This window comes from Halomonas sp. E19, from assembly GCF_052439355.1.
Lineage (GTDB): Bacteria > Pseudomonadota > Gammaproteobacteria > Pseudomonadales > Halomonadaceae > Halomonas.
This window is the reverse complement of record NZ_JBNFWU010000001.1, coordinates 203,979-219,628: the sequence shown is the minus strand read 5'-3', so window position 1 is coordinate 219,628 and position 15,650 is coordinate 203,979. Positions and strand designations below refer to the sequence as shown.

Below are 15,650 nucleotides of genomic sequence, written 5' to 3'. Positions count from 1 at the left end.
TCAGTCGTCTTCCGCCTTGGTCTCGGCCCGGCCTGGCGCTGCCAGGGTGTCTCGCCGGGCCTCACGCTTGCGCTTGCGCCCGCGCCGTTCGAGCGCCAGGTACGCCAGGCAGGCCACAACCAGCGGCAGCAGAAAATAGAGCGCCCGGTAGCCGATCAGCGCGGCAAGCACCACGCTGGGCGCCACCTGATGCTGCAGCAGCGCCAGGAACACTGCTTCCAGCACCCCGAGACCGGCGGGTATGTGGGTAATCACCCCGGCGATGGCGCTGATCAGCAGGATGCCGAGAATGCCGGGGAAGAACAGCCCCGGCGGCAGCAGCAGGTAGATCAGCGCCGCCATCAGCGTCCAGTTCAGCGCCCCTAGGGCGGCCTGCAGCAGCGCCAGCCGCAGAGGCGGCAGTACGATCTCATGGCCGCGCACCTGCCACAGGCGCCGGCGGGAAAAGCGACAGGCAGCCAGGTAGGCGAAGGAAACGACGAGCAGTCCGACGCCGATCACCTGCAGCCCTGCGGCGCCGATCTCCCAGCTCTGCGGCAGCTCGAGCAGGCGAAACGCAAAGATCGCGCCGGCCAGAAGCATGTAGCCCAACCAGTTGGCGATCAGGCTCACGCTGAGCACCCGCGTTACGGTGGCCACACCCAGGCCCAGGCGCGTGTAGAGCCGATAGCGCATGGCCAGGCTGCCGACCCAGGCGCCCAGGTTAAGGTTGAAGGCGTAGCACACGAAGGCCACCAGCATCACCCGCCTGGCCGGCAGCGCATGGCCGGTGTAGGCCTTGCCGAGCAGGTCATAGCTGCTGAATACGAGGTAGCTGGCCGCGGCGATACCGGCACCGGCCAGCAGCGTCAGCACACCGTAGCCGCGCAGCGCTTCCGCCACGGCGGGCCAGTCCACGTTGCGCATCAGCGTCACCAGCAGGGCCGCCACCAGCACGAAGAACACCAGGGTAACGGCGCGCTTGGCCCAGCCGAGCCAGCGCTGGCGGGTCAGTGAACTAGCCGTTGCGTTCGCTTTCATACCCCTCCTTGTCGGCGTCGTTGAGCGCCTGCTGTTTCCCTGGCGGCTTGTCGGTCAACGGTTCCAGCCGCGGCGTGTGCCCCGGCTGCCAGCCCATGCTGACGGGAAAATGACGCAGGAAGTGGTAGCTCATGAACATCAGCGGGGCGCGCCACCAGCGCCCGCGTTCCGCCACTTCCGGGGTGATCAGGTGGCAGCTGTCGTCGATCAACCCCGTCAGGTGCGCGTGGAGCTGCCGGTTGAGTTCGGCATCGCGGATGAACAGGTTGGCCTCCAGGTTCAGCGACAGGCTCAGCGGGTCGAGATTGCTCGAGCCCACCGTGGCCCACTCTTCGTCGGCGATGGCGATCTTGGCGTGCAGCGGGCGCTCCTTGTACTCGTAGATACGGATGCCATCCTTCAGCAGGTAGCTATAGAGCGAGCTGGAAAGCACCCGGGCCCACGGCATGTCGGGCCGGCCCTGCAGGATCAAAATGACGTCGACCCCACGGCGCGCCGCCGTGCGCAGCTCGTGCCAGAGCCGGTAGCTGGGGAAGAAATAGGCGTTGGCGATCAGCAGCCGACGCCTGGCCGCACGAATCGCCGCGACATAGTGATCCTCGATATCGGTGCGGTGGCGGTAGTTGTCGCGAATGGCCAGGCGCATGGGAGCGTCGCCCGCGGGTGCAGTCTCGCCTTGGCTGTCGGGCAGGTCTTGCACGGCCTGGTGCTCCACCAGCAGCGCCCGGGCGGCACGGCGGATGTCACCGACGATCGGCCCGCGCACGCGCACGCCGTAATCCTGCTTGCCCATGGCGTACTTCTCGGGCAGGTGGTCCCAGCCGTAGTTGATGCCACTGATGAAGGCCAGCTCGCCATCCACTACCACAATCTTGCGGTGCAGGCGGCGAAACAGGTTGGTGCGCACGCCGAGCCGCCGCGGCTGCGGGTCGTAGCTGTGCATGTGCACGCCGGCGGCAGCCAGCTCGGCGATGTAGTCGCCGTCCAGATCCGCCGTGCCGTAGCCATCCACCGTCACTTCGATGCGCACCCCGCGCGATGCGGCATCGATCAGTGCCGCCTTGAGCGCCTGGCCGACCTCGTCATTGAAGATGATGAAGGTCTCGATCAGGATCTCTCGCCGCGCCGCCCGGATGGCGTCGAACACGGCGGGAAAGTATTCGCTTCCATTGATCAAGAGGTCGGCGCGGTTGCCTTCCTTCCATTGGAATTTCACAGGCCTATCTCTGCGATGAGGGGAACATGGTCGGACAGATGCGACCATGGCTTGCGCGAGAGGGCGCGGGGGTTGTGCACGCTGGCGTTGCGCACGTAGATGCGGTCGAGGCGCAGCAGGGGCCAGTGCGCCGGAAAGGTCTTCGCCGGGCGCCCATGGCAGTGCACAAAGGCCTCGTGCAGGCCGCACTCGGCCAGTACCGCATCGGCCCGCAGCCGCCAGTCGTTGAAATCACCCGCCACGATCACCGGCTCATCGCCCGGTAGCTCGTCAAGCAGCTGGCAAAGCAGCTTCATCTGTTCCAGGCGGTGCCCCTGACGCAGCCCCAGGTGCACGCACACGGCATGCACGGGCGGCTGGCCCGGGACATCGAGCTGACAGTGCAGCAGCCCGCGTTTCTCGGTGCCATGAATGGATACGTCGCGGTTTTCATAGTGCCGAATCGGAAAGCGCGACAGCAGCGCATTGCCATGGTCGCCATCGGGGTAGACCGCATTGCGGCCATAGGCAAACTCGGGCCACATGGTGTCGGCCAGGTATTCGTACTGGGGCACGCCCGGCCAGTCGCGAAAGCGCAGCGCGTGCTTGCGGTGTTCGCCGAGCACTTCCTGCAGGAACACCATGTCCGCCGACAGCGTGGTCACGGCATCACGCAGTTCCGGCAGGATATGGCGTCGGTTGAAGACGTTGAAGCCCTTGTGCACGTTGATCGTCATGACCTGCAGCGAACTCACCGGCGCTGCTTGGGCAATCGCCTGCTGCGGCGTCCTGTCCGTCACTTTCACTGCTGACATCCTTTTCCTGCGTTGACGATGAAGGCCTGCCTGGCCAGCCAGTCAGAAAAAGCGTAGCAGGGGATGCCGAACCATGCTTTGGCATGAAGCGGACATGACACGCCGCCATGCCCGCAGGATGAGCGCATGCCGCCCATGCACCCGCGCCGGAAACACGAAAGGCAAGGCCCCTGGCCTTGCCTTCGTTGCCGCGATGCTTGCCGGGCAAGCGCCGCTTAACGCGGCGACTTGTCAGCGCCCGGCGGCTTCACCCAGCATCAGGTTGCCGTCAACGTCGCTGTAGCGGTCTTCGTCGTAGTCGCTGGCCATGCCGTCAAGCTCGTCTTCGCCGAGGATGTCCTGCAGCACCAGCTGCTCACCTTCCATCTGCATGTCGGCCAGCGGCAGCGCCACCTCGGAGCCGCCGAAGATCCAGAAGCCGCCCACCGTGATGATCGCATGCAGGTCGCCGGCATCATCGTGGCGCACCACATTCTCGACCCGGCCCAGGTTCTCGCCGTTCTGGTTGACCACGGTCATGCCCTCTACTTCGCTGACCATCAGCCCACTCAGCGAATCGTGCAGCTGGGCACCCTGGCCCACGTCGGCCGGGCCCGTTGCCGCAAAGCCATCCGCCGCACCGGCCTGTCCCCCTTGCGCGGTTTGCCCTTCGGCACCCGGCTGGGCTGCGGCGTCGTCGGCCTGTATCGCATCGTCCTGAGCAGCCGCATCATCCTCGGCCTGCCCGGCCTCGGTGTCCCCTGCGGCGTCGGCATCGGCCCGGTCGCCATCCAGGTCATCATCGACTTCCTCGTAGTCCTCGGCGTCGTCGCCCTCATCGGGCAGCTCGCTTTCGGCATCAAGGTCATCGAGGTTGGCATCCTCCTCCTCGGTATCCTGGTCGACGGCGGTCGCCTCACCCTGGTTGCCGTTATGGTCCTCCTGGCCGCCCTGAGCCTCCTGGTTGTCGAGCAGCTGCTCCTGCTGCTGCTCGTCGTTCGCAGCCTCATTCTCAGTGGCCTGAGCCAGGGCACCGCCGGCGAGACCGGCAGAAATCGCCCCAATGGCAACGGCCAGCAGGGTTCTTTTCATCTTCATGTCACTTCCTCCTTGAGTAAGCGCCCGCTTTCCGGGCCTGTACTTGCGACTGTCCCTAGCGTCTACCCTTAGCATAGGGCCGCCCCGTTTCGCTTCCAGCAACATTGCGCAGCGTTGCGTAACGAAAAGCAATTATTTGCAAGAAAGCCCCAACTTCACGGCGCAATTTCGAAGCGATAGCCACCGGCCGTCTCGGTGCCGCCGCCGGCCATGCCGCGCCAGGCGATGCGGTGCTCACCCGGTGCCAGTGGCTCGGCCGGCACGGCACGATGATGCTCGCCCAGCTGACCTTCCGGGCTTTCGCTAAGCGCCACCATCCCCCGGGCCAGAAACCACGAAATGAGAGAGGCGCACCGGCTCGCTGAGGCGGATCTCGAGCTGGGCAGGGGGCGCATCGAGCCGCGCACCATCTTCCGGCACGCTGTCGACCAGTTGGACACCCGCTGCCAGGGCGTTGACCGGCGGTAGCGTCAGCGCTAGCCAGGCCAGCAGGACGAGCGAGGCTCGCCCTTGGAGGACGCCCCCGCCACCACGCGCCATGGCCCGCTCAGAGTCCGGGGTGGACGTAGCCGCGCCAGCCCTGAGTGGTGCCCAGGTGCGTCGCAATCCCGATCACGTCCGGCCGATGCTGCGACATGCGCGAGCGCCCTTGCTGGGTGCCCAGGTGGGTGGCCACCATGCGTTGCGGCGCTTCCTGCCAGGCAGGGATTCTGCGGGGCTCGTAGCCCGCCTGGGCGTGGCGGGCCGGGCGCCGCTGCGACCTGAGATGGGAGACGATCAGCCAGCTCAGGCCCACCCCGGTAAGCAGCACTGGCACCGGGTTCTGCTTGATCGCCTGGCTCAGGTTGGAAAGAAACCGGCGGGAACCGCCACTGGGCAGCAGCGCCCGGGCTTCCCTTTGAAGCTGTGCCGGTGAGAGACGGTGCTCCAGCGCATGCAAGGTATCGTCGAGGTGCGCCCTTGTCGCCTGAATCTCCGCTTCGATCACTTCCGCGTTGCGTTCACGCTCCATGTCATGACCTCCTTGGCATTGCCAATGGTTAACGCTGCTCCTTCAAGCTGGCCTGCCGCTGGGCTGGCGTCAAGCGCACGCCGTTCAGGCCGCGATACGCGAAAGCGCCGCCCTGATCACGGCACTGCCAGAGGGACGTACCAGGCGTTCCAGCTCCTCGCCGTCGCGAAGAAAGACCAACGTGGGCCACAGCTTGACGCGAAAGGCCCGGCCCAGGCGCCGGCCGCGACCGTCCTCGATCTTCAGGTGGAGAACCTCGTCGTACTCAGCCAGGGCCATGGCCAGCGAGGACTGGACCGAAATGCAGTAGCCGCACCAGGGCGTGCCGAATTCGAGCAGCAGCGGCCCGGCCATGGCCGTGACCTCCGCCAGGCTCGGCTCCTCGGCGAGATAGCGCTCTTGCATGGGCATGACGTCCCTCCTGCGGTGTCTCGCACACGCGTTGCTTGCCTGTGCACAACTTTAGGAGGCCATACCCGCTGCGCTCAACCCGGCCGCTGCGGGAGTCATGCACGATCACGGCGGGCGCCGGGTTCCACCGACGCCGAACGCCCCGGGTGCTCGCATCGACGCAGACCGACATAGAGCCCGGCACACATGAGCAGCAGGATCACGGCAAACGGCAGGCCCGAGATGGTGGCCACCGCCTGCAACGCCTCCAGACCACCCGCGGTGAGCAGGATCGACGCCACCAGCCCCTCCATGATCGCCCAGAACACCCGCGTGATCCTGGATGGGTGCGGGTCGCCTCCGGAGGTGATGATGTCGATGATCAGCGAGCCGGAGTCCGACGAGGTGACGAAGAAGATCGCCACGGTGGCGATCATCAGCGTCATGCTGGTCAGCACGAGCCAGTCGGGCACCTGGAAGTTGTCGAGGAACAGAAAGAAGGCCAGCTCCGGCTCGTCGTGCACGATATTGGCCAGCCCGCTCGCCTCGTACAGCTCCCGGTAGATCGCCGAGCCCCCCATCACGGTCAGCCACAGTATCGAAGTGAGGGTCGGCACCAGCAGCACCCCCAGCAGGTATTCGCGCAGCGTGCGGCCGCGCGACACCCTGGCGATGAACAGGCCGACGAAGGGCGACCAGGAGATCCACCAGGCGAAGTAGAACAGGGTCCAGTCATTCTGCCAGCGCTCGGCATCGGGGGATTGAAGGCCTCGGTATAGGTACCGCGGCTGGGAATCTGGTTGAGGTAACTGCCCAGGCTCTCCAGCATGGCGTTGAAGATGAATGCCGTGGGCCCAAGCACCAACACGTAGAGCACCAGCAGCGCACCGAACAGCAGCGCCAGCTTCGACAGCCGCTGGATGCCCTTGGCCAGGCCCGTCAGTACCGAGATCAGCGCTACCGAGGTGATGCCGGCAATCAGCGCAATCTGCACACCGAGGTTGGATGGAATATCGTAGGCATGCTCGAGCCCGGTGTTGATCTGGCGCACGCCCAGACCCAGCGAGACCGCAACGCCGATCAGGGTACCGGCGGCGGCCAGGGCATCGATACCGTTGCCGATCGGCCCTTCCACGCGCTTGCGCCCCAGCAGCGGCGTGAAGGCCGAGCGGATGGTCAGCGGCAGGCCCCGATTGAAACAGAAGTAGCACAGCGAAAGCCCCACCAGACCGTACATGGACCAGCCGTGCAAGCCCCAGTGGAAGTAGCTGTGGACCAGGGCATCGCGGGCGGCCTGCTCGCTCTCGGCCTCGCCGAAGGGCGGCTCGGAGAAGAAGGAGAGCGGCTCGGCCACGCCGTAGAACAGCAGCCCTACCCCGGTACCGGCGGCAAACAGCATGGAAAACCAGCCCCAGTTGGAGAATTCCGGGCGCTCGTCCTCGCCGCCGAGCCGCACGCTGCCGTAGCGGCTGAAGATCAGATAAAGCGCCAGCACCAGGAAGGCGTTCATCGCCAGCAGGTAGAACCAGCCGAAGTAGTCGGCGATGGCCTCCTGCACCGCCTCGGCGCCCTGCTGCATCCTGTCCGGCACTGTCACCCCGACGATGACCAGCAGCAGGATGACGGCGGCGGCCGTGAGGAAGACCGCACGGTGAACGGGCACGCCCAGCAGATTGTGGCGCTTGGCGCTGCCGTAGCGATCAGCATCGGAGTGAGTCGGCATATCCATTGCCTCCTGGGTAGCGGCTTCCGCGCCGGTTGGTGACGCCCCACATTCGACGGGCCTAAGGCAACGATAGCAGCGGCTGGGCTGCGGCGCGTGGCGGCCCGCCCGGCGTTACGCTTCACTACGCGGGACTTCATTCACTTACACAACTGCACACCCAGCCCGGCCGCGGGCGAGTGTGCTAGCCTGGGGCTGGCCTTTACGGCCGGCACACGAGGACGACATGCTGCGCATTTCCAATAACGTGACGCTTGCCGCGCATGAGATCGAGATCAGCCAGATCCGCGCCCAGGGCGCCGGCGGGCAGAACGTCAACAAGGTGGCCTCGGCGGTACACCTGCGTTTCGACATTCCCGCCTCCAGCCTGCCGCCCTTCTACAAGGAGCGGCTGCTGGCGCTTTCCGACAGCCGCATCAGCAAGGAAGGGGTGGTGGTGATCAAGGCGCAGAGCTTTCGCACCTTGGAGCTGAACCGCGAGGATGCCCTGGCCAGGCTCAAGGCGCTGATCCTCGAGGCGGTGAAGACCCGCAAGTCGCGCCAGCCCACCAAGCCGAGCCGCGCCTCGCAGCGCAAGCGGGTGGATCGCAAGACCAAGAAGGGGCAGACCAAGGCACTGCGCGGCAAGGTGAAGCTCTAGGCAACTGCGAAACGCCTCGGGCAAGCGACTGCTGAGGCTTAACGCAACGAGTGCGTACCCGAGCCAAGGAGCCGTCATGCCAACGCGAGCCAGGCCGTCGAGAGCCCCGTCTTCAAGCGATATGCCATCGAGCCAGACGCCATCGAGAAGCGTGGCGCGTCCGCTGAGCCCGGGACTGGAACGCCTTCACCTGGTCTGGGACGTTGTGATCATGGTGCTGGTGGTTGCCAACCTGGCGCTACTGCTGTTCGACAGCCTGTTCCTGCTGGCCCCCTGAATGACGCCTTCGCCGCCGTGGCGCCGGGCCTGCATGCTGCCTACGACGACACTATCCACGCCAACTTCGTCCGTATCGACCTCATCTTCGTCGCCATCTTCGTGCTCGACGTGCTGCTCGGCTGGGCGGCAGCCATCGCCGAGCGGCGCTACCACCGCTGGTTCTTCTACCCCTTCGTGCACTGGTACGACGTGCTGGGCTGCATCCCGGTGGGCGGCTTCCGCCTGCTGCGCATCCTGCGCATCATCGGGCTGCTGAACCGGCTGCAGCGGCTGGGGCTGATCGACGTACGCGGCTGGCAGCTCTACGCCTTCTACGCCAAGTACTACGACATCTTCTTCGAGGAGCTCTCTGATCGCGTGGCGATTCGCCTGCTGGGCAACATGCAGGAGCAGATCCGCTCCAACGACTCGCTCTCCACGCGGGTCGTCGATCGGGTGGTGATGCCGCGCAAGCAGCAGCTGATCCACGAAATCACCCGGCGGCTGGAGGAAATGACCGGCAACGCCTATGCGCGCAACCGCGAGGAGACCATGCGCTACGTTCGTTCGCTGGTGAACCGGACGGTGGCCGACAGCCAGGAGGTCAGGCGCCTGCGGCGCCTGCCGATGGGCGATCTGATGGCTCGCAGCATGGAGTCGAGCATCAGCGACCTGGCCTGTCGGCTGGTCCATGAAGCCATGGAGGGGCTGCGCTCGCCCGAGTTCACCGCCCTGGTGGAGCGCATGGCCGACAGCGGCATCGACACCTGGCTGCAGGTCGACGAGCACACCGATCGAGTGACCGAGCAGGTGCTCGACGACATGCTCGAGCTGGTCAAGGAGCAGATCGCCGTCAAGCAGTGGCGGCGTCGCTACGATTGATGGCGGCTGGTCAGGATGTGATGCAGCCCGCCACACTCCACCAGCGGATCGTCGCAGTTGATCACGATCTCGGAGCGCGCCAGCACGTAGCTCTTGCCGGTGATGGTGTTCTCCACCACCTGGTGCCTGCCGCCAGCTTCGCGGGCTTCGATGAACTGGCCGATGAAACCGGTTTCGCGCAGCGACACGGTTTCCAGCCGGTCGCCGGGCTTGATGGTGCCCTCGTAGTGCATCAACGCCAGCCGCGCCGAGGTGCCGGTGCCGGTGGTGCTGCGGCAGATCACGCCGGGATGCACGTAGGTGGCTGAACGCGAGCGGTAGAAATCCTCGGCGATGCGCTCCACCGGCCCCATGAAGTGGAGGAACGGCAGCGGCCCGACGTCGCCCAGCGTGTAGTGGGAGAAGCCGCTGCGCGCCTGGATCGCCTCGACGATGCGATGAGCGCATTCGGCCAGCGCCCGCTCCTCCTCGCGCTTGAGCGAAAAGCCCAGCTCGGTGGCGTCCACCAGGGCGTAGAAGCCGCCGCTGTAGGCGATGCTGTAGGTCACGTTGCCGATCGAGGGCACGTGGATGCGCTCGCGGTAGGTGTCGATGTAGCTCGGCAGGCCACCGCAGGTGATCGCCTCGACCACACCGTTCTCCACCCGCGCCTCGATCTGCACCAGCCCGGCGGGCGATTCCAGCGTGAAGTGCTGGAGACCCTCGCGCTTGGGAATTAGCCCGGTCTCGAGCAGCGCGGTGGCGGTACACAGCGTGTTGGAGCCGGAATAGATGGGGTAGCCCATCACTTCCATGATGATGTAGCCCATCTGTGCCTGCGGGTCGCAGGCCGGCACGATCAGGTCCACCGACATCTCGGGGATGCCGTAGGGCTCATTCAACAGCAGCTTGCGCAGGCCATCGGCATCGTTTTCCAGGTACTCCATCTGCTGGCGCACGGTGTCGCCCGGCAGCGGGTCGATGCCGCCTATCACGATGCGACTGACGTCGCCGCCAGCATGGGTGTCGAGCAGTTGCAGCCTGAGTTCGTGGCTCATGGAGTGTCCTTGAAAGCATCGCCCTTGGAAATATCACCCTTGGAAGCGTCGCCCTTCAGGGCAAAGCGAGCGCCATGCTCGGCCCACTGGGCATCGGGCACGATCACGATCTTGCCCAGGAAGTGGCTGCCGCGGTTGACGAAGTAGCGCTCCGCCGCGTGCAGCTCGGAAAGCGGGAACGCCGCGTGAAGCACCGGCTTGAGCTGGCCGCCGCGAATCCACTCGATGAGCTGCTCGGCCTCCTCGCGGGTGCCGTGGGAAACGCCAAAGATCTGCACCTGATAGAGGTAGATGCGCGTCCACATGATCTCGCTGAGGTTGCCGCCGCTGGCCCCGGCGATGGAGAGCCGCGGATAGGTGGTGCGCGCCTGCATGTCGCCGATCATGGTGTCGATGAACAGGTCGGTCATCTCGCCGCCGACCAGGTCCATCACCGCGTCGATGGGCGCGCCGCCGGTCGCCTGCAGCACCCGCTCGACGAAAGTGGGCAGCTCACCACGGTCGATCACCGCTTCGGCGCCCAGCGCCAGCAGCGCTTCGGCCTTGTCGGGCTGGCTCACTGCATAGGGAATCGCCCCCACGATGCGGCACAGCTGAATCAGCGCAGTGCCTACGCCTCCGCTGGCGCCGCTGACCAGTACACGCTCGCCGGCCGCGATGTTGGCGACGGTCATCATGTGGTAACCGGTCTGGTAGGAGCACATGCCCATCGCCGCCAGCTCGGCATCGGCCAGCTCGGGGTTGGGCACATGATGGAACTGGTCCGACGGCACGGCGATGTACTCAGCGAAGCCACCGTCGGCACCGTGGCCGTAGTAGTCCGGCGTCAGGTTGATGTCGCGACGGTCGTCGGGGTAGAGGTTGAAGTCGAGCAGGCCGCGCTCGCCGATGCGCGAGGCGCTCACCCCTCACCCACCGCCACCACGCGGCCGGCCACGTCGGCACCCTGGATGCGCGGGAAGGTCAGCGTGGCCTCGCCACCCATGGCGAAGGAGGTCACCTCACCCTTGTCCTTGGTCGGGTAGAGCCCCTCGCGGGCCTTGCGGTCGGTGTTGTTCTTGGCGGTGGCGGTGACCTGCACCAGCACGTCGCCCGGCCCGGGGCGCGGTGTGGCGACGTCGCTTCGATACACCAGCCGGTCGAGATCGCCATGGCCGGTCAACAGCATGGCGTGCATGGTGGCCGGAATCTGCGGCATGTTGTCGTTCGACACCTGGGTCCTCCTGGGCTGTAGTAACGGCTGCCTGCGCCGAGCCAGGCGCCTCGTCGCTTGTGTCCTCACCGCGTTAGACAAGCCGGAGCGGCTGGCAGTGGGAGGAGAGGAGAGACGGCAGGCAAGCTCACGGCAATGCCAGCGATTGAAGCACGCCCAAAGCGGCGCTGCATACCGTTGATCAGTGAGCTTTTTTCTGTTTTTCCCGGCTTGAGCGAAGGTTCTTTCTTCCTTGCTCACAGGCAAGGGAGGCGCGCTATGGCAAGGCTCACTATTCTTTCTGGCAGGACACGCCCAGGTGAAGGAGACACCATGAACTACTGGCTGATCGTCAATACCGGTGCCGGCGACGGCAGCCGCGGAGAAAGCTATTGGCGCGAGCACCTCCAGGCCGCCGGCGTCGAGGGGCTCAAGGTTCGCGATCTGGCCGATACCGAGTGGGAGGGCGACGTCGCCATCGGTGACCGGGTGCTGGTGGCGGGGGCGACGGTTCCGTCAACCGGGTCGCAACGGTGTGCGTGGAGCGTCAGGCGGTGCTCGGCGTGCTGCCGTCGGGTACCGCCAACGACTTCGCGCGCAATCTGGACCTGCCGGACGACCCCGCGACGCTGTGCCGCATCGCCACCGGCGAGGCAACCCTGGCAGTCGATGTCGCCTGGATCAACGACTGGCTCTTTCTCAACGTGGCGCATCTCGGGCTCGGCACTCTGCCGGCCAGGGAAGCCTCACAGGAACAGAAGCGCCACCTGGGCCGCTTCAGCTACCTGCTGACCCTGGCGCAGCGCATCGGCATGCAGAAGGGCATTCATGCCCGCATCGAGTGCGGCGAGCAGAGCGCCACCGGCCAGTGGCTGACGATCGCCATCGCCTCCGGCGCCTATTTCGGCGGCGGCCACACCATCGACGAAGCCTATATCGATGACGGCAAGCTGGACGTGGTGGCGGTACGCAAGCGCTCCTGGTGGCGCCTGCTGGTGGCCTTCGTCACCACCCGGCTACTGCGAATGACGAGCGATACCGACGACACCCTGGTGCATTTTCAGGCACCGAGCTGTCGCGTCACCTTGAAGCACCCGCACACCCTGACGGCAGATGGCGAAGACCTGGGCCAGACGCAGCAGGTCGAAGCCTTCACCCGCCATGGCGTGCTGCAGGTCGCCGGTCGCCCGGAAGCCTCACCACGGCTACGCTTCTCGCGCCTGGAACCCTTGGCAGCCCAGCCGAGGCCTGCCCCGCTCTGAGCCCAGACGCCACTAGGCAAGCGGCAAATGCACCACCGCGCCGCGCAGCCCGCGGCGATCCGCCCACAGCTTGCCCAGGGTGATCGGCAGGCGAAACCGGCGCCGGCCGGCCGCCCCGGGGTTGAACAGCAGCCGCCCCTGCTGCCACTCGTTGCGCGGTTTGTGCGAATGACCGTGCAGCACGGCATCGCAGGGCGTGGCCTCGTCAACGTCGGCCAGCTTGTGCACCAGGAGCAGGCGCCAGCCATTGACCACCAAATCCTGCCGCAGGGCAAGGCCTGCGCCCAGGCGGCGGTATCGACATTGCCTCGTACGGCATACAGCGCGGCACGCTCGGCCAGGCGTTCGAGAATAGCGGCATCCTGCTCCCGGGCGCCTACATCGCCCAGGTGCACGATCAGCTCGCAGCCATCCAACAGGGCCAATGCCTCATCCCGCAGCAGGCCGTGGGTATCGGCGATCACCCCGATGGGGCCCGCCACCTCCAGGGCGTCACCGCCTTTCTCGATCACCACGTCCCCGTTCCTCCTGCGTTGCCGCGGCGTGCGTGAAGGAACCATAGCGATCCCAACCCGGCGTATCAAACCGGGCGTGCCCGGGGTTTGACGCGCCCTACCCGGCTGCTAGCTTGACAAACGAGGCCCAGCCACGCCCACGCGAACAATTCAAAAGGAACGCACCATGACGAGAAGGGATTCGAGAGCCTGGCATCTGCTGGGCACACTGCCGCTGGCGGTGGTGCTCGCCGGGCAGGGCGAACCATGAACACGGCTAGCGCTGGCGACGCTCCCCACGGCTGGATCCTGCTGCGCGGTCTGGTGCGCGAGGCACGTCACTGGGAAGGGTTGCCGGAGAAGCTGGCGCTTGTGCTGCAGGCGCCGGTGTGGGCGGTGGACCTGCCGGGCAACGGCGCGCGCTGGCACGAAAGCAGCCCGACCCGCATTGATGCCATGGTCGAGGCGCTGCGTGACCAGCTGGTGCAAGCCGAACGCCCAGGGCCGCACCGGGTGCTGGCGCTTTCGCTGGGGGGCATGGTGGCGCTGCGCTGGGCCCAGCGCTATCCCGCCGAGGTGGCGGGCCTGGTGCTGGTCAACGCCAGTCTGCGCGGCGTTGCGCCTTTCTACGAGCGTCTGCGCCCACGCCAATACGGCCGCCTGCTGCTGGCCCTGGGGCCGGTGGGGCACGAGCGCCGCGAACGGCTGATCCTCAAGATGACCACCCGGCTGCAGCAGGACCCCGACAGCGTAGCGCGCCGGCACGCCCAGTGGCAGGCACAGGCGCCCGTGTCGAAGGCCAACCTGCTGCGCCAGCTGCTGGCGGCGGCACGCGGCTTCGCCCCGCCGGAGGCCGCCCCGCCCTGCCCCACGCTGCTGCTGGCCTCGCGGGCCGACCAGATGGTCTCGTGCCGCTGCTCCCAGCGCATGGCCGAACGCTGGGGCTGGCCCATCGTCTATCACGCCAGCGCCGGGCACGACCTGCCGCTGGACGCCCCTGATTGGGTCATCGAGCAGATCCGCGCCTGGCTGGCCGCCTCAGGCGGAGCGCCTCTCGCGCAGCAGCCAGGCCGCAAGCCCCACCCCCACCAGCCCGATCAGCGCCCCGGGAAAGGCGCCGAGAGCCAAGGCGGCAGCCAGCCCCAACAGTAGCGCCAGCCCGCCGCCGGCAATGGCGCCGAAGTGGCGCGTGGGAGGCACCTGGCGGCGGCGATAGCGTTCGAAGCCCACCGCCGCGAGCATGATCGGTACGGTCATCAGGGCACACAGCCCGACCCACTCCAGGCGGCCGATCCAGAATCCCGGTTCGCCCGGCATGCCGGCGTCGATCGGCCAGCCCAGCCGCTGGCCGAGCCAGGCCGCCGGCAGCTCGGCCAGCTTGTGCCACAGGTAGAGCTGCAGTCCCAGGGCGCCGGTCATCGCCATCCAGCGCCCCAGGTGGCGCCGTTCGAGAAAGCGCCGCACCGGCGTTTCGAACAGCACCACCAGCCCGGCCTGGCACCACAGCACGCCCAGCAGGGCCAGGGTGGGCGGCAGCAGGTTGGTCTCGCCGCCCACGTTACCGTTGACCATCGACGGCGGATAGCCCAACGCCACCGCCGCGACCAGCCAGGCCAGGCCAAGCAGCAGCAGGCCCGCCCCGGTGGCGCGGCCGGCCAGGCGACCCTGCCACCAGGCGATACCGAGCTGCTGGGGTAGCAGCCAGAACAGCGCGGCATTGACCCAGGCGAACAGGTCGTGGTCCTCGGTGACTCGCTGGCCCAGCGCTAGCCACTCGGCCGCTTCACCCGGACGGGCGCGCAGCAGGTCAACCAGGACGATACCCGCTACCATGGCGGCCGACACCCACAGGCCGCAGCGGCGGTCGAGCCAGACGCACAGCGGCAGCAGCAGCAGCTGGACGCCCAGCAGTACCAGCAGGAACCAGAGGTGCACGGTCAGCGAGGCGTTGAGCGGGCCGAGCACGCCATCGCGCGTGATGAAGGCGATGCCGACGAACGCCGTCAGCACCGCCAGGTAGGTGGCGGACGGCCGCGCCAGCCCCAGCGCCCGCTCCGCCCACCAGTGGCGATGCGGCTCGGCATCGGCGAGCCGCTGTCTCACCCCATCGGCGCTGACCGCCGCCGAGACGAAGATGAATAGCGGCACGACCTGGACGATCCAGGTGAAGTAGCCGGCAGGCGCCCAGGCATCCAGGATATGGCCGGTTGCAACCAGTTGGCCGCCCTCGAGGCGCGGCAGCGTGGCCACCCAGTGGCCTAACACCACGATCAGCAGCGCCAGGGCGCGTAGCGCATCGGGATAAGGGTCGCGGGTATCGCTCAACGGCACCTCCTGCGGGGCGAGACAATGCATGCCACTGCCGCCAGTAGCCTAGCCGATGCCGAAACGGCCAACCAACGACGTTCGAACCCGGCAGGCTTAGCTGCTACGTTGGCAAGGCATGGAATTGGCAAACGGAAAGGCTTCACACATGGCAGTGACATCCACGACGCAACGCGCCCTGCGTGCCGCGGCACGTGGCGTCTCCTTCCTGGTGTTGGCAGGCACGATGGCGGGCGTGCCCGTTGCCACCCAGGCCCAGGCCGGCGAAGTCGGCCTGCCCCGCTTCCCTCCATCAGCCCTGACGGCACGCAGCTGATCTTCAGCTGGC

General features: G+C 66.8%; 17 protein-coding genes and 4 pseudogenes. 6 read left to right on the top strand and 15 right to left on the bottom strand.

Annotated elements, in window-relative coordinates:
• The 10 genes from ACUDAL_RS01230 to ACUDAL_RS01185 all read right to left on the bottom strand — a co-directional run bounded on the left by ACUDAL_RS01230 (position 1) and on the right by ACUDAL_RS01185 (position 7,238).
• Positions 1-1,020 carry a lysylphosphatidylglycerol synthase domain-containing protein gene (locus ACUDAL_RS01230; protein WP_444676837.1) on the bottom strand — a complete coding sequence of 340 codons (1,020 nt, stop codon included), beginning with the start codon at positions 1,018-1,020 and terminating at the stop codon, positions 1-3.
• The gene (gene clsB / locus ACUDAL_RS01225; RefSeq protein WP_444676836.1) at positions 998-2,236 is read right to left on the bottom strand and encodes a cardiolipin synthase ClsB; all 1,239 of its coding nucleotides are present in this window, start codon (positions 2,234-2,236) and stop codon (positions 998-1,000) included. Before clsB ends, ACUDAL_RS01230 begins: the two co-directional genes overlap by 23 nt.
• Positions 2,233-3,021, bottom strand: a complete 789-nt coding sequence (locus ACUDAL_RS01220) for an endonuclease/exonuclease/phosphatase family protein (protein ID WP_444676835.1) — start codon at positions 3,019-3,021, stop codon at positions 2,233-2,235. The genes clsB and ACUDAL_RS01220 overlap by 4 nt, the downstream gene beginning before the upstream one ends.
• A 240-nt stretch (positions 3,022-3,261) precedes the next feature.
• Entirely contained in the window at positions 3,262-4,107 is an 846-nt protein-coding gene (locus tag ACUDAL_RS01215; RefSeq protein ID WP_444676834.1) for a PRC-barrel domain-containing protein, read from the bottom strand.
• Between the two features lie 155 nt (positions 4,108-4,262).
• The gene (locus tag ACUDAL_RS01210; RefSeq protein ID WP_444676833.1) at positions 4,263-4,424 is read right to left on the bottom strand and encodes a hypothetical protein; all 162 of its coding nucleotides are present in this window, start codon (positions 4,422-4,424) and stop codon (positions 4,263-4,265) included.
• The gene (locus ACUDAL_RS01205; RefSeq protein WP_444676832.1) at positions 4,411-4,647 is read right to left on the bottom strand and encodes a copper resistance protein CopC; all 237 of its coding nucleotides are present in this window, start codon (positions 4,645-4,647) and stop codon (positions 4,411-4,413) included. Before ACUDAL_RS01205 ends, ACUDAL_RS01210 begins: the two co-directional genes overlap by 14 nt.
• Before the next feature lie 7 nt (positions 4,648-4,654).
• Complete coding sequence (locus ACUDAL_RS01200) at positions 4,655-5,119, bottom strand: DUF3618 domain-containing protein (protein ID WP_444676831.1); 465 nt, start codon at positions 5,117-5,119, stop codon at positions 4,655-4,657.
• An 84-nt stretch (positions 5,120-5,203) separates the two neighbouring features.
• Entirely contained in the window at positions 5,204-5,530 is a 327-nt protein-coding gene (locus tag ACUDAL_RS01195; RefSeq protein ID WP_444676830.1) for a thioredoxin family protein, read from the bottom strand.
• Between the two features lie 95 nt (positions 5,531-5,625).
• A complete protein-coding gene (locus tag ACUDAL_RS01190) occupies positions 5,626-6,213 on the bottom strand; it encodes a BCCT family transporter (RefSeq protein ID WP_444679274.1) in 588 nt (195 codons plus the stop codon).
• Entirely contained in the window at positions 6,096-7,238 is a 1,143-nt protein-coding gene (locus ACUDAL_RS01185; protein ID WP_444676829.1) for a BCCT family transporter, read from the bottom strand. Before ACUDAL_RS01185 ends, ACUDAL_RS01190 begins: the two co-directional genes overlap by 118 nt.
• Positions 7,239-7,458: 220 nt before the next feature.
• Between ACUDAL_RS01185 and arfB the strand changes: the two genes are divergently transcribed.
• Positions 7,459-7,872, top strand: a complete 414-nt coding sequence (gene arfB / locus ACUDAL_RS01180; RefSeq protein WP_444676828.1) for an alternative ribosome rescue aminoacyl-tRNA hydrolase ArfB — start codon at positions 7,459-7,461, stop codon at positions 7,870-7,872.
• A 121-nt stretch (positions 7,873-7,993) separates the two neighbouring features.
• A pseudogene (locus tag ACUDAL_RS01175) lies at positions 7,994-9,012 on the top strand (ion transporter).
• Here the strand turns inward: ACUDAL_RS01175 and ACUDAL_RS01170 are convergent.
• Positions 9,003-10,049: a proline racemase family protein gene (locus ACUDAL_RS01170; RefSeq protein ID WP_444676827.1), complete on the bottom strand. Its 1,047-nt coding sequence runs from the start codon at positions 10,047-10,049 to the stop codon at positions 9,003-9,005. The pseudogene ACUDAL_RS01175 and the gene ACUDAL_RS01170 overlap by 10 nt on opposite strands.
• Positions 10,046-11,247, bottom strand: a pseudogene (locus tag ACUDAL_RS01165) (zinc-binding dehydrogenase). The gene ACUDAL_RS01170 and the pseudogene ACUDAL_RS01165 overlap by 4 nt, the downstream one beginning before the upstream one ends.
• 506 nt (positions 11,248-11,753) lie before the next feature.
• Here ACUDAL_RS01165 and ACUDAL_RS01160 point away from each other — a divergent pair.
• Both ACUDAL_RS01160 and ACUDAL_RS01155 read left to right on the top strand, forming a co-directional pair.
• Positions 11,754-11,906: pseudogene (locus tag ACUDAL_RS01160) on the top strand (diacylglycerol kinase family protein); the annotation flags it as partial.
• 39 nt (positions 11,907-11,945) lie between these two features.
• On the top strand, positions 11,946-12,503 hold the full coding sequence (locus tag ACUDAL_RS01155) for a diacylglycerol/lipid kinase family protein (protein WP_444679273.1): 558 nt from the start codon (positions 11,946-11,948) through the stop codon (positions 12,501-12,503).
• 12 nt (positions 12,504-12,515) lie between these two features.
• Here ACUDAL_RS01155 and ACUDAL_RS01150 read toward each other — a convergent pair whose 3' ends face one another.
• A complete protein-coding gene (locus ACUDAL_RS01150) occupies positions 12,516-12,758 on the bottom strand; it encodes a metallophosphoesterase family protein (protein WP_444676826.1) in 243 nt (80 codons plus the stop codon).
• Positions 12,759-12,832: 74 nt separating this feature from the next.
• A pseudogene (locus ACUDAL_RS01145) lies at positions 12,833-13,063 on the bottom strand (hypothetical protein); the annotation flags it as partial.
• A 201-nt stretch (positions 13,064-13,264) separates the two neighbouring features.
• On the opposite strand from ACUDAL_RS01145, the gene ACUDAL_RS01140 reads away from it, so the two are divergent.
• Positions 13,265-14,149, top strand: a complete 885-nt coding sequence (locus ACUDAL_RS01140; protein WP_444676825.1) for an alpha/beta fold hydrolase — start codon at positions 13,265-13,267, stop codon at positions 14,147-14,149.
• Here ACUDAL_RS01140 and ACUDAL_RS01135 read toward each other — a convergent pair.
• Positions 14,036-15,322, bottom strand: coding sequence for an acyltransferase family protein (locus tag ACUDAL_RS01135; protein WP_444676824.1), 1,287 nt, complete (start codon positions 15,320-15,322; stop codon positions 14,036-14,038). The genes ACUDAL_RS01140 and ACUDAL_RS01135 overlap by 114 nt on opposite strands.
• A gap of 148 nt (positions 15,323-15,470) precedes the next feature.
• Between ACUDAL_RS01135 and ACUDAL_RS01130 the strand changes: the two genes are divergently transcribed.
• On the top strand, positions 15,471-15,638 hold the full coding sequence (locus tag ACUDAL_RS01130; protein WP_444676823.1) for a hypothetical protein: 168 nt from the start codon (positions 15,471-15,473) through the stop codon (positions 15,636-15,638).
• Positions 15,639-15,650: the final 12 nt, after the last annotated feature.